This window comes from Amycolatopsis xylanica, from assembly GCF_900107045.1.
Classification (GTDB): Bacteria; Actinomycetota; Actinomycetes; order Mycobacteriales; family Pseudonocardiaceae; genus Amycolatopsis; species Amycolatopsis xylanica.
On sequence record NZ_FNON01000005.1, the window covers coordinates 749,261 to 762,220 of the forward strand.

The following is a 12,960-nucleotide window of genomic DNA, read 5'->3' on the forward strand; positions in this document are numbered from 1 at the left end:
AGTGGTACCTCTGCTCCGCTAGATGCAGCTGAGTTACCACTCGTGCCCAAGCTGTCGGGTATGGCCACGCGAAACCCGAGTTTGGGCCATCCACTGGCCCAAACTCGGGTTTCGCGAAGATCAACTTCGTTGGGTGCAGCAGGGGAACCCCGTGTTCACGGCCCCGGCCAGGGGAGACCGGGGTCGTGAGTGTTTAGGCCGGTTCTAAACGGCCTAAACACTCACGACCGTCGCAGGGCGGCGACTCGGCGGGTGTAGGACTGGGTCGAGAGGTCGTCGTCGGTGACGCCGAGGTCGTGCAGGACGGCGCGGATCACCTTGAGTGCCGTGTCGACGTGCTCGGGTTCGACGAGCGTCTCCAGTTCGAGGAACGTCTGCCCGGCCAGGTCCGGGATCTCGGCCACGGTCGCGAGCAGGTCGTGGCCACGGTCGGTGAAGTGAAAGTTCTCGCAGTGCTTCCGGAAGGCGATCCGTTCCACGAGGCCGAGTCCGTGGAAGATCGTGCGCAACACCCCGGCGTCGCCCGCTTCGGTCTCGTGCTCGGGCTTCGCGTGCCGTGAAGGACCGGTCCTCGGCTCCTTGAAGGTGAGCAGGGTTCGCGTCGACTCGCCGGTGGTGACCGTGCGGACGCGGAGGTTGTAGTCGCCTTCCGTGAGCCGGTGGTCCGGCCAGTCGTAGTACGTGTCGGAGTAGGTGCAGCGCTCGACCTCCGCGCGGGCACTCAACGCGGCGCGGACCTCGTCCGGGTTCCGCAGTACCGCGGTCAGTTCGGCTTCGATCGGCATGGGTGCTCCCTCGGACCTTGGTGCAGCGCAGCATAAACGCGGTCGCGCAACGAGTTCGCCTCCGGATCCGAAAGCGTGCGCTCCAGGTGCCGGAGAACGATCTTGACCAGCATGTTCTTCTGCTCAGGTCGAGCGCCGAGCCGGTCGAGTGCTTGCGGGGGCAAGGCAGAGCACGGTGTCTCGCTGAGGATCTCGACCGACTCGACGCAGTCGGCGTCGTCGCCGAGCGCGGTGCGGACGCGGTCGCCGAGGTCCTCGGCGAGGTCGCCGGCGTCGACCGCGATGGACACGTCGCGCCGGATCGCGGGCATGGGGGAGACCGGGCGATAGGGCGCGAGGTCGGTCATCTGGCCGTCCGTGCGCAACAGCCGGATGTCGGGGATCTCCTTGAGCAGCATGAGAATCCGGTCAAGTCCCATGCCCATCGCGAGGCCGCTCCACGATCCGTCGAGGCCGGCGCGCGCGAGCACCGCCGGGTGCGCGAGACCGCATTCGAGGATCTCGATGCCGTTGGCGTCGACCTGGAGGCCGGAGGTCGTGTACGGGTGGGCGCGCGGTGACCGGAGGTCGGAAGCGCCGGGTACCAACGCTTCCAGCAACGCGGTGATCATGGCGGCGAGGTCGGGCTCGGTCAGTGTGCCGCGCCGCAGGCGCCACAGGTCGAGCTGGTGCGGGGTCCCGGTGTGCAGCCGGTCGACCGAGTCTCGCCGGTACACGATCCCGGGGCACACGAGCAGCACGTCATCGACCGGATGGGCGGCGAGTTCCCGCAGCGCGGCGGGGACGAGTGCGCTCGAGTGACTGCGCAGCATCCGATGCTCGTCGACATAGCGGGTATAGCGCGCATCGCGCGTGACGTCCGCGCCCGCGTAGCCGAGATTGTCGTAGTTGTCTTCGATCGTCACGACTCTCGGGCCGCGGCACCAACGGACTTCGCAGTCCCACAACGTACTCAAAGCGGTAACGGCGCGTTCGAGGACGAGCTGTACGGCGTGCGGTCCCTCGGCGGGATCGGTGAGATCACGCACGGCGAGGTCGCGGGAAAGTTGTTCCGGGGTAAGGCTTTGTGGCATGGCTGGCTCCTTGTTATGGCTGAGGGAAGGAAAAATCCCCTGGCCACCATCGGGAGTCAGCGGCGCGTCGAAGACCCGCTGGTGCCCGTACGGGACCAGGGGCCGCTAAATCGGCGCGTGTCAGTCATGGTGGAAACGGTAGCCGTGTCCGCGGTGCTCGATCAAGCGAGTTCCGCGCGCGATTCCAGGTAGCGCTGTTCCGGCAGGCTGAGCGTCTGGCTCGCGGCGAGCCGGTAGTACTTGCGGGCTTCTTCGTGGTCGCCCGCGAGGTCGAGCAGATGCGCGCGGACCGCCGACACGCGGTGATGGCCGGCGAGCGCGGAATCGGCCTCGGCGACGGACAGCTCCAGCAGCCCGTCGCCCGGCCCGTGGACCATGGCGAACGCGACGATCCGGTTGAGCGTGACCATGGGACCCGGGGTCAGCGCGGTCAGCAGGTCGTAGAGGCCGAGGATCTGGGGCCAGTCGGTGTCTTCGGCGCGCGGGGCCTCGTCATGCACGGCCGCGATCGCCGCCTGCAGCTGGTACGGGCCGATCGGCGCGTCCTGCAGCGTGCGGGTGATCAGCTCGACGCCTTCGACGATGGCCTCGCCGTCCCACAGCGTCCTGTCCTGCTCGGCGAGCGGCACGAGCGCGCCGTCGGCGCGGGTGCGGGCGGGGCGGCGGGCGTCGGTGAGCAGCATGAGCGCGAGCAGCCCGGCGACCTCACCGTCCTGGGGCAGCCGCTCGCGCAGCTGGCGGGTCAGCCGGATCGCCTCGGCGGTCAGCTCGACGCGGTGCAGGTCCTCGCCGGAGCTGGCGGTGTAGCCCTCGTTGAAGATCAGGTACAGCACGTGCAGCACCTGCTTCAGCCGTTCGGCGACCTCGTCGGCCGGTGGCAGGCGGAACTCGGTGCCGGTGGCCTTGATCCGCTGCTTCGCGCGGCTGATGCGCTGCCCGATCGTCGATTCCGGGACCAGGTACGCCCGCGCGATCTCGCCGGTGGTGAGGCCGCCGACCGCGCGCAGCGTCAGCGCGATCTGGGACGCGGGGGTGAGCGAGGGGTGGCAGCACAGCAACAGCAGGGTGAGGGTGTCGTCGACCGACGATCCGGGCTCGGGCGGCGGCTCGGCGGCGACGGTCTCTTCGCGACGGCGGCGGGCGGTCTCGTTGCGGTGGATCTCGGTCCGGCGCCGGGTAGCGACCGTGATCAGCCACCCTTTCGGGTTACCGGGCAGTCCTTCGTCGGCCCATTGGATCGAAGCCGCGAGCAAGGCCTCCTGCACCGCGTCCTCGCAGGTGCCGAACTCGCCGAAGCGGCGGGCGAGCACGCCGAGCACCTGCGGCGCGAGTTCGCGCAGCAGGTCCTCGATCGCCCGGCTCACTTCGCCCATTCGTCCAGCATGCTCATTTCGAACACGGGCCGGACCTCGACCTCGCTGAGCGCGGCGTCCGGGACCAGCGCGGCCAGCTCGACCGCGCGCTCGATCGTCGGCACGTCGACCAGGTAGTACCCGGCCAAGCACTCCTTGACCTCGGCGAACGGGCCGTCGGTGCTCATGATCTGCCCGTCGCGCACGGAGACGCGCTTCGCGTGCTCCTGCGGCACGAGGCCTTCGGAGTAGACGAGCTCACCGGACGCGGCGAGCTGCTCGGACAGCGCCCGGTGCGCCATGCCGAACTCCAGCTGCTGCTGTTCGCTCAGGGTTTCCCAGGCCGCGCGGGACTTCTCGTTGCTCAAGACCAGGATCAGGTACTTCACGGGCGCCTCCCAAAAGAATCTTTCACCCGGATGTCGAAACCGGATCGATGGCTTCTACACCGCTTACGAAAGAGGTACCGAAGCTTAGGAGATCATCATGACCCAGGACGAGACCCGCATCCGCGAGATCTTCGCCGCCCACGTCGCCGCGATGCGCGCCAAGGACGCCGACGCGCTCGTCGCCCGCTTCGCGCCGGACGCCGTGACCTTCACGCTGGCCCCGCCGCTGAGCAACTCCGGCGAGGCGGTCACGGACCCCGCGGGGGTGGGGGCGTGGCTCGCGGGCTTCACCGGCGAGATGGACTACGAGTTCCGTGACCTGGAGCTGGCGATCGGGGAGGACGTCGCGTTCGCCCACGGCCTCACCCGGCTTTCGGCGACGCCGCAGGGGGACACCGAGCAGTTCGACCTGTGGTTCCGCGTGACGGTCGGCCTGCGCAAGATCGACGGCGAGTGGCTGGTCACGCACGAGCACCAGTCGACGCCGTTCTACATGGACGGGTCGTTCCGGGCCGCCGTCGACCTCAAGCCCTGAGGGGTCGTGAGTGTTCCGGCCGGTTAGAACCGGCCGGAACACTCACGAGCCGGTGATGAGGCGGGTGGCGAGGTCGGGGCTGAAGGTCCCGGCCGGGATGCCCTTGCCGATGCCGCAGTCGCCGTCGGAATCGCCGGGCACCTTGGCCCAGACCAGCAGGTCCGCCCCGCCGCCGACCTGTGTCGGCGTGCCCAGCTTGCGGCCGGCCGGGTTGCACCACTCGCCGTTGGAGCCCTTGCCGTTGCGGCTGGTGTCGATCACGAACTGGGCCGGATGGCCGAGCGCGGCCGTCACCGACCGGCCGTACGCGGCCGAGTCCGCGGTGGTGTGGAAGTTCGACACGTTGATCGTGAAGCCACGGATCGAGCGCACGCCGACCGCGTCGAGCCGCTGCGCCATCGTCGCGGCCGGGATCCAGGTCGCGTTGCCGCCGTCCATGTACGCCCAGGTGTTCGGCGCCTTCTCGGCGAACTGGGTGGCGGCGTACCGCAGCAGGTCGAGACGCGTCTGGCGGTCGGCGGCGGGGAGGCAGTCGAGCTGGGCGAGCGCGTCGGGCTCGATGATCACGACCGCCGGCTTGCCGCCGATGCCCGCGGCGAAGTTCGAGATCCACGTCCGGTAGGCCTCGGGACTGCCCGCGCCGCCGCCGGAGTGGCCGCCGCAGTCGCGGCCGGGGACGTTGTACGCGACCAGGATCGGCAGCTTGTCCGCGACGTCGGCGGCGTAGGTGAACGCGTCGACCGACGTGCGGATGTCGCCGCTCCAGTTGCCGAACCACCGCGCGCCCGGCTTCGACGCGATCGCCGACTTGATCGAGGCCGCACGCGGGTCGCCCGCGTGGTCACGGACCCAGACGGCCGGGTTCGAGCCGGGGTCGACGTAGAAACCGTTGGTCTTCTCCAGCGGGTTGCCCGCCGCGAAGGCGGTCCCCGGTGCTTGCAGGCCGGTGATCAGGACGGCCGCGACGGCCAGTCGGGTCAGCGTTCGCATGCGCCGAGGGTGCGGGCCCGGCGTACACGAACCGTACAAAAGCGTCAGCGGCTGCGGGACTCGAGGATCGCCGCGCGCCGGGCGAGCCGGTGGCGCCTGCGGATCTCCGCCTCGGCGAACCGGCGCTTCTCCTCGGGCGTCTCGGGCAGCACCGGCGGGACGGAACGGGGCTTGCCGTCGCTGTCGATGGCGACCATCACCAGGTACGCGGTCGCGACGTGCACGGCGGGCACGGTCGCGTCCCAGCGGTCGGCCTCGACGCGCACGCCGACCTCCATCGAGGTGGCGCCCGCCCAGTTGACCTGGGCGCGCAGGTGGACCACGTCGCCGACCCGGACCGGGGTGAGGAAGAGCATCTCGTCCATGGACGCGGTCACCGCCGCACCGCCGGAATGCCGCGCGGCGACGACACCGGCCGCGTCGTCGACGAGCTTCATCATCACCCCGCCGTGCACGGTGCCCAGCAGGTTGGTGTCGGTGTTGGCCATGATGTGCGACAGGGTCAGCCTGGCGGCGTCGGTGGGTAGCCCGGAGTGGTTCACGAGGCTGACGGTAGCCGAGGCGTGTTTTACGCTGATACGGGGCAAATGCGGACTGTGTCACTCCCAGTGGGCACTCGGTGTCAACAGCTGCATACATGGGTTAGCATCCGCCCGTACTGGCCGCCGACCGCCGGGGAGAAGCAGTGCTGCGTATCCACTTCACCGAAGCGGACCTGTCCCGGATCGAGCTCGCGCCGTCCGCGGACCCGATGTGGGAACTGCTGCTGAGCTCGTACCGGCTGCGCAGGCCCGAAGGCGCGCCGGTGTTCGGGCGCTGGCGTGACAGCACCCGCGCGGTGCTGCCGCCGAACGGCCGCGCGCTGCTGGACCTGATCCCCTCGCACGGGTACTGCCCGGACTTCCTCACCCCGCCCGCCACGGTCGCCACGATCGACGAGGGCATCGACGCGCTCGCCGCCACGCCCGCCGAGGACGTCCGTGAGGACCTGGCGGAGCTCGCGAAGGACCACCGGCTGCCGCAGTGGGCCGATCGGGTGAGCGACGGCGACGTCCGCGTGCTCGGCACGGCCGTGCGTGACTACTTCCAGCGCGGGATCGCGCCGCACTGGAAGCACATCACCAAGGTTGTCGGCCGCGATCTGTCGCGGCGGAATGAGACGCTGCAGGTCGCCGGGCCGGGCAGGCTGCTCTCGACGCTGCACCCGGCGGCGCGCTGGCGTGCGCCGGTGCTGGAGGTCGAGTTCCCGGTCGACCAGGACCTGCACCTGAACGGCCGGGGGCTGCGGCTGATCCCGGCGTTCTTCTGCATGGGCATGCCGACCACGTACAAGAACCCGAAGCTGCCGCCGGTGCTGGTCTACTCGGTCGGCCACTGGACGGCGCTCGGCGCCAAGCGCGCGGAGGACACGGGCGCCGCGGTGCAGGCGCTGATCGGGGAGACCAGGGCCCGGATCCTGCGCACGCTCGCCGAGGAGGACCTCAACACCACCGACCTGGCGCGGCGGCTCAAGATCGCCCCGGCGACGGCGAGTGAGCACGCGTCCGTGCTCCGCCAGGCCGGGCTGATCGAGAGCAGGCACCGCGGCCGGTCGACCATGCATCGTGCCTCACCGCTGGGGCTGCAGCTGCTGCTGGGGCCCATGGCCCGGTGACCATTCGGCCCCGGCCGAACGTTGTTGACGGCCTGGCAATTCCGCTGGAAGGTGACGCATAGTCACCACCGCGGAGAGGAAGTACCCAGCGATGACGAATCCTTCCGAGGATTCCGGGCCACGCGTCCGTACCCTGCTCGCCGAGCACGACCCGATCTCCGGGCACTTCGTCGAGGGCGTGCTCAGCGCCGGTCAGGGCCTCTCGGTCGTCGCGGTGGTGGACAGTCACCGCCCGATCGCCGACTGGCCGCTCGGGCAGGCCGACGTGGTCGTGCTCGGGCTCGGGCACGGTGACTTCCTGCTCGGCGTGGTCCGTGAGCTCGCCGGGCGCGGCATCCCGGTGCTGGTGCTCGGGATGGACTGGACCCGGCGCGGGCTCGACAACGCGCTCGCCGCGGGCGCGTCCGGCTGCCTGGTGAAGAACACCGAACTCGACGGCGTGGTCAGCGGGGTGCACGCCGTCGCGGCCGGGAACCGGGTGCTGTCGCCGGAACTGCTCGAGCTGTACGTTCCGCGCGCGGAGTCATCGCCGCGCGCGGAGGTCGTGCTGAAGCTCAGCGACCGCGAGCGCGAAGTCTTGACGTTGCTCGGCCAAGGCATGTCGACGGCCGAGGCCGCGAAGCTGTGCGGCGTCTCGAACGCGACCATCAAAAGCCATGTCTCGCACGCGCTCACGAAACTCGGCGCGCGCAACCGGCTCGAAGCCGTGCTCATGATCAGGGACTCGTTCGTTCCCGCACGCCGTCCTGCCGTGTAAACGCGGATAGCCGATCGATAGTCGATCGGAAGTCGCGCTCCTTAGGTTTGCCGCAACTTGTCTCAGCGGCCTTGACCGAGGGAGCCGAACGTGAACCAGGCGAAGCAGGTCCTCGCGCCGGATGAGGTGGCACTGGTCACCCGGAAGTTCAACGCGACCGAGGTGCCGGTCGACACGCGATGTCTGCCGGATCTGCTCCGGGAGCAGGCCCGAATACGGCCGGACGCGGTCGCGATCCGGTACGAGGACGAGTCGCTGACCTTCCGCGAGCTGGTGGCGCGTGCGGAGGCGCTGGCAGGCGCCCTGCTGGAGTCCGGTGTGGACGGCAGTGCGGGCCTGTTCGCCGAGCCGTCGCTCGAGCTGCCGGTGGGCGCGTGGGGGATCCTGTTCGCCGGAGCCGCGTATCTGCCGCTTTCGCCGGAATATCCCGAAGAACGCCTGCGGTACATGATCGAGGACCATGGCGTCGGCGTGATCCTCACGCAGCCTGGGCTGGTCGCGCGCGCGACGGAACTCGCGCCGGGCGCGCGCGTGGTCACGTTCGAGGGCTCGGGGGAGCGGCGGGTTCCGGTGTCGGCCGACGACCTGGCGTACGTCATCTACACCTCCGGCAGCACGGGCAAGCCGAAGGGCGTGATGGTCGACCACCGCGCCATCGTCAACCAGATGCGCTGGCTGCAGCGCGTCCAGTGCCTGGACGAAAGCCGTGTCGTGCTGCAGAAGACGCCGATGAGCTTCGACGCCGCGCAGTGGGAGATCCTCGCGCCCTGCGTCGGCGCCCAGGTCGTCGTCGGCGGACCCGGCGCCTATCGCGACCCGGACAGGCTGCTCGCGCTGATCCGGCGTTACGACGTGACGACCATCCAATGTGTACCGACGCTGTTGCAGGCCTTAGTGGACACCGAGGAACTGTCCACTTGCGACTCACTGCGGCAGGTTTTCAGTGGTGGCGAGGCATTGTCGAAGGCGCTGGCGCTCGAATGCGTGACGGCGTTGCCGGACTGCGCGCTGGTCAACCTGTACGGCCCCACCGAATGCACGATCAACTCGTCCGCGCACACGGTCGATCGCGACGCGCTGGCCGAGGGGCCGCCGACGATCTCGATCGGCGCGCCCGTGGACAACACGCAGTACTACATCTTGGACGAGCGCCGGGAGCCGGTCGCCGTCGGCGAGGTCGGGGAGCTGTACGTCGGCGGGATCCAGCTCGCGCGCGGGTATCTGCGCCGGCCCGACCTGACCGGGGAACGGTTCATCGACAACCCGTTCCAGGCGGATTTCGGGTATTCCCGGCTCTATCGCACCGGCGATCTGGGGTACTGGAACGCGGACGGCACCGTGCAGTTCGTCGGCCGGACCGACAACCAGGTGAAACTGCGCGGGTTCCGGGTCGAGCTGGACGAGATCCGGCTCGCGATCGAGAACCACGAGTGGGTCAAGAACGCCGCGGTCGTGGTGAAGGACGGTGGCCGCTTCCAAGAGCTCATCGCGTTCATCGAGCTGAATCCCAAGGAGGCCGCGCTGATGGACCAGGGCAACCACGGCGCCCATCACCAGTCCAAGCAGAGCAAGCTGCAGATCAAGGCGCAGCTGGCGAACAGTGGTTGCCGCGACGCGGCTTCGCTGAGCGGCAAGCCGGTGGTCGACCTGCGCGGCTGGATGCCCACGCCGGAACAGCGCCGCCGTGTGTTCGCGCGCAAGACGTACCGCTTCTTCGAGGGCGGCACGTTCCTCAAAGCGGACATCCTGAAGTTGTTGGACTCACAGGTCGGCGGCGTCGACCCGCGTGCGGTCGGGGATCTCGATTTCGCCGAATTCGGGGAAATACTGCGGTATTTCGGCCAGTTCCAGAGCAACGAGCGGCTGCTGCCGAAGTACGGTTACGCGTCGCCGGGCTCGCTGTACGCGACGCAGATGTACTTCGAGCTGAACGCTTTCGGCCTGCGGCCCGGGTTCTACTACTACCAGCCGGTGCTGCACCAGCTGATCCTGATCGAGTCGGCGACCGTCCCGGCGGCCACGGTGAAGGTCCACTTCATCGGCAAGAAGCAGGCCATCGAGCCGGTGTACAAGAACAACATCCAAGAGGTGCTCGAGATCGAGGCCGGTCACATGGTCGGGCTGTTCGAGGAAATCTTGCCCGAGCACGGCTTCGACATGCGCGCGGCACCGCTCGCGCCCGAGGTCAAGTCCATTGTGGAATGCCCGGAGGAGGACTACTACCTCGGCGCCTTCGAGGTGATCCCGTATTCCGGGCCGCGCCCGGACGACGCGCTCGACGTCTACGTCCAGTCGCATCCGGGACGTGTCGCCGACCTGCCCGCCGGGCAGTACCGGTACGCCGACGGCGACCTGCATCGGGTGTCGGGCGAACTCGTGCTGAAGAAGCACGTGATCGCGATCAACCAGCAGGTCTACGAGCGGGCGAGCATCGGGATCTCGCTGGTGGCCAGGGGCGAGTCGTGGCGCAGCTACGTCGACCTCGGCCGGAAGCTGCACCACCTGCAGATGAACGAGCTCAACTTCGGCTTCATGTCCGCGGGCTACAGCTCGAAGACCGGCAACGACCTCCCGTCGGCACGACGGCTGGACGGCATTCTCGGCACCCGCAACCCGTCGTACTTCTCCGTCGGCGGGAAGGTCAGCGACGAGCAGGTCCGCGCGATGGGGATGAAAGAGGACGTGGTCCACATGAAGGGCCCGACCGAGCTGATCCGCGACGATCTCCTCACCTGCCTGCCCGACTACATGATGCCGAACCGGGTCGTCGTGCTGGATCGGCTCCCCTTGACGGTCAACGGGAAGATCGACTCGATCGCACTGTCCAACTGGGACATCGCCGACGTCGCGGACCGTCCGTTCGTGGCGCCCCGCTCGCTGACCGAGGCCAGGATCGCGGGTATCTGGACGAAGGTCATGCGCCGCGACACCGTCTCGGTGCTGGACGACTTCTTCGAGTCCGGTGGCAACTCGCTGATCGCGGTCGCGCTGGTGAACAAGATCAACAAGGAGTTCAGGACCATGCTGCCGCTGCAGGTGGTCTTCGAGGCGCCCACGGTGGAGAAGCTCGCCACGCTGGTCGACTGCGGCGACGGCCGGACCTGCTCACGCCTGGTCCGGCTGCGCTCGGAGGGGTCGGGCTCGCCGATCTTCTGCTGGCCAGGACTGGGTGGCTACGCGATGAATCTGCGCACGCTGGCCGGCAAGATCGACCGCCCGTTCCTGGGCGTGCAGGCGTACGGGATCAACGCGGGGGAGACCCCGTACCGCACGATCCGGGAGATGGCCGCGGCCGACGTCGAGGTCATCAGGCGTCTCCAGCCGTCCGGTCCGTACACGCTGTGGGGCTACTCGTTCGGCGCGCGCGTCGCGTTCGAATCCGCTTACCAGCTGGAGCTTGCGGGCGAGCAGGTCGACCATCTCTTCCTGCTCGCCCCGGGCGCGCCGCGCGTGCGCGCCGGTTCGGAGGCGTACCTGACGATCCTGTACTCGGTCTTCGCGGGGAGCATCACCGGGCCGCTGCTGGACGAATGCCTCCGCACGGTCGACGACGACGAGTCGTTCGTCGCGTTCATCAGCGCCCGCTTCGACGGCCTCGACCCGGACCTGGTCCGCCGGATCGTCCGGGTGGTGCGGCAGACGTACCAGTTCAAGTACGTCTTCAGCGAACTCGCCGAACGCCGGATCTCCGCCCCGGTCACGATCTTCAAGGCGCGCGGCGACGACTACTCGTTCATCGAGAACAGCTCGGGTTACTCCGCGGTCGCGCCCACGGTGATCGACGTCGACGCCGATCACTACAGCATGCTCAAGGACCCCGGCATCGACGCGCTCGTCAAGGCCATCGCAGGCCGCCTCACCCCGTGAAACCCACTGAAACCCACTGAAGGAGAAAGTCATGCCGCACGTCAGCATCAAGCACTTCCCGGCCCCGCTCACCAACGACCGCGAAGCGGCGCTGGTCTCGGCGGTCACCAAGGCGGTCACCGACGCCTTCGGCTGCGACGAAGGCGTCGTCTCGATCGCCGTCGAGGCGGTCTCGCCGGAGTCGTGGAACGACCGCGTCTACCTGCCGGAGATCGTTGCCCGCAAAGAGCTTCTCCGCAAGACCCCGAATTACTAGTCGTGAGTGGTATGGCCGGTTCTAACCGGCCATACCACTCACGACTAGTACACCCGGGAGGAGGGCTCGCGGTGCGCGTGTGAGTAGAGATCTTTCCACGGGAATCACCCCGTCGTGTGGACGAGGATGCCGACCGGTCGAATCTGGCCCAGTATCTGGGGTGCGTTCCGGTCCCTCACGTCGCACACTAGGGGAAGGACGCCCATGGACACCCCGGTCGCTTCGCTGGAGCTGGAAGTCATCCACCAAGCGGTCGAAAAGCACCTGGCGCGGTTCTTCAACGCCAAGGCCCGCGAACCCGCCGACGCCCACCTGACCGACCTGAGGATCCCGCAGACGCTCGGTGAGTTCGTGTTCGCGGGTGGCAAGCGCCTGCGGCCCGCGCTGTGCGTGCTCGGCTGGCAGTCGGCCGGTGGCTCCGGCGGGTTCGACGCGGTGATCGCGACCGCGGCCTCGCTCGAGCTGTTCCACGCCTTCGCGCTCATCCACGACGATGTCATGGATGAAAGTGACATCCGCCGTGGGCAGCCGACACTGCACCGGATCCTCGCCGGGCGGCACGCGGACCGGCCGGACCCCGACCGGCTGGGCGCCAACGCCGGGATCCTGTTCGGCGATCTCGCGCTGAGCTGGACCGACGAGATCCTGTACGGCGCGTCGCTCACCCCCGAGCAACGGCGGGCCGTCGCGCCGATCCTGTTCGCGATGCGCACCGAGGTGATGTACGGGCAGTATCTCGACCTGCTCGCGACCGGGCGCCCGACGACCGATCTCGGGCACGCGATGCTGATCGCGCGCCTGAAGACCGCCAAGTACACGATCGAGCGGCCGCTGCACCTCGGCGCCGCGCTGGCAGGCGGGGACAAGGCGCTGCTGCGCGGGCTCACCGCGTTCGCGATCCCGGTCGGCGAGGCGTTCCAGCTGCGCGACGACCTGCTGGGCGTCTACGGCGACCCCGGCGAGACCGGGAAGTCCACAGTGGATGATCTGCGGTCCGGCAAGCACACGGTGCTGATGGCACTCGCGCTCGCGCGCGCGGAACCGGCCGACAAAAGGCTTTTGCGGTTCCTGGTCGGTGATCCCGAGCTGACCGAAGTGGACGCGGCGCGGGTTCGTGCGGTGCTCGACGCGACCGGCGCCCGGTCCTCGGTCGAGCGGATGATCGCCACCCGGTGCCGCCGCGGCGAACGCGCGCTCACCGGACTGGACCTGCCGCCCGCGGTGACCGCCGCGTTGCGTGAGTTCGCGCGGCGGGCGGCGGTCCGCATCTCGTGAGTCCGGCGCCCGGGATAAAGCCCGCTT

12 protein-coding genes are annotated in these 12,960 nt (G+C 68.9%); 6 read left to right on the plus strand and 6 right to left on the minus strand.

What is annotated here, in order from left to right; genetic code table 11:
* Nucleotides 1-221: 221 nt before the first annotated feature.
* The 4 genes from BLV57_RS26245 to BLV57_RS26260 all read right to left on the minus strand — a co-directional run bounded on the left by BLV57_RS26245 (nt 222) and on the right by BLV57_RS26260 (nt 3,599).
* Nucleotides 222-785 (minus strand): class IV adenylate cyclase, encoded by a 564-nt coding sequence (locus tag BLV57_RS26245; RefSeq protein ID WP_091293008.1) that lies wholly within the window; start codon nt 783-785, stop codon nt 222-224.
* Nucleotides 764-1,858, minus strand: coding sequence for a PheS-related mystery ligase SrmL (srmL, locus tag BLV57_RS26250; RefSeq protein ID WP_091293010.1), 1,095 nt, complete (start codon nt 1,856-1,858; stop codon nt 764-766). Before srmL ends, BLV57_RS26245 begins: the two co-directional genes overlap by 22 nt.
* Before the next feature lie 161 nt (nt 1,859-2,019).
* Nucleotides 2,020-3,231 carry an RNA polymerase sigma factor gene (locus BLV57_RS26255; protein WP_091293012.1) on the minus strand — a complete coding sequence of 404 codons (1,212 nt, stop codon included), beginning with the start codon at nt 3,229-3,231 and terminating at the stop codon, nt 2,020-2,022.
* Nucleotides 3,219-3,599, minus strand: coding sequence for a YciI family protein (locus BLV57_RS26260; RefSeq protein ID WP_091293014.1), 381 nt, complete (start codon nt 3,597-3,599; stop codon nt 3,219-3,221). The genes BLV57_RS26255 and BLV57_RS26260 overlap by 13 nt, the downstream gene beginning before the upstream one ends.
* Before the next feature lie 97 nt (nt 3,600-3,696).
* Between BLV57_RS26260 and BLV57_RS26265 the strand changes: the two genes are divergently transcribed.
* Nucleotides 3,697-4,134: a YybH family protein gene (locus tag BLV57_RS26265; RefSeq protein WP_091293016.1), complete on the plus strand. Its 438-nt coding sequence runs from the start codon at nt 3,697-3,699 to the stop codon at nt 4,132-4,134.
* 42 nt (nt 4,135-4,176) lie between these two features.
* Here BLV57_RS26265 and BLV57_RS26270 read toward each other — a convergent pair whose 3' ends face one another.
* Together BLV57_RS26270 and BLV57_RS26275 are read right to left on the minus strand one after the other, a co-directional pair.
* Nucleotides 4,177-5,124, minus strand: coding sequence for a glycoside hydrolase family 6 protein (locus BLV57_RS26270; RefSeq protein ID WP_091293017.1), 948 nt, complete (start codon nt 5,122-5,124; stop codon nt 4,177-4,179).
* Between the two features lie 44 nt (nt 5,125-5,168).
* On the minus strand, nt 5,169-5,666 hold the full coding sequence (locus BLV57_RS26275) for an acyl-CoA thioesterase (protein WP_245757519.1): 498 nt from the start codon (nt 5,664-5,666) through the stop codon (nt 5,169-5,171).
* 143 nt (nt 5,667-5,809) lie between these two features.
* On the opposite strand from BLV57_RS26275, the gene BLV57_RS26280 reads away from it, so the two are divergent.
* The 5 genes from BLV57_RS26280 to BLV57_RS26300 all read left to right on the plus strand — a co-directional run bounded on the left by BLV57_RS26280 (nt 5,810) and on the right by BLV57_RS26300 (nt 12,933).
* Complete coding sequence (locus BLV57_RS26280; protein ID WP_091293019.1) at nt 5,810-6,778, plus strand: ArsR/SmtB family transcription factor; 969 nt, start codon at nt 5,810-5,812, stop codon at nt 6,776-6,778.
* 91 nt (nt 6,779-6,869) lie between these two features.
* Complete coding sequence (locus BLV57_RS26285) at nt 6,870-7,535, plus strand: response regulator transcription factor (RefSeq protein WP_091293021.1); 666 nt, start codon at nt 6,870-6,872, stop codon at nt 7,533-7,535.
* 90 nt (nt 7,536-7,625) lie between these two features.
* Nucleotides 7,626-11,402, plus strand: a complete 3,777-nt coding sequence (locus BLV57_RS26290) for an amino acid adenylation domain-containing protein (protein WP_245757520.1) — start codon at nt 7,626-7,628, stop codon at nt 11,400-11,402.
* A 31-nt stretch (nt 11,403-11,433) separates the two neighbouring features.
* Nucleotides 11,434-11,658 (plus strand): tautomerase family protein, encoded by a 225-nt coding sequence (locus tag BLV57_RS26295; protein ID WP_091293022.1) that lies wholly within the window; start codon nt 11,434-11,436, stop codon nt 11,656-11,658.
* 204 nt (nt 11,659-11,862) lie between these two features.
* Nucleotides 11,863-12,933, plus strand: coding sequence for a polyprenyl synthetase family protein (locus BLV57_RS26300; RefSeq protein ID WP_091293024.1), 1,071 nt, complete (start codon nt 11,863-11,865; stop codon nt 12,931-12,933).
* The last annotated feature ends 27 nt before the right edge of the window (nt 12,934-12,960 follow it).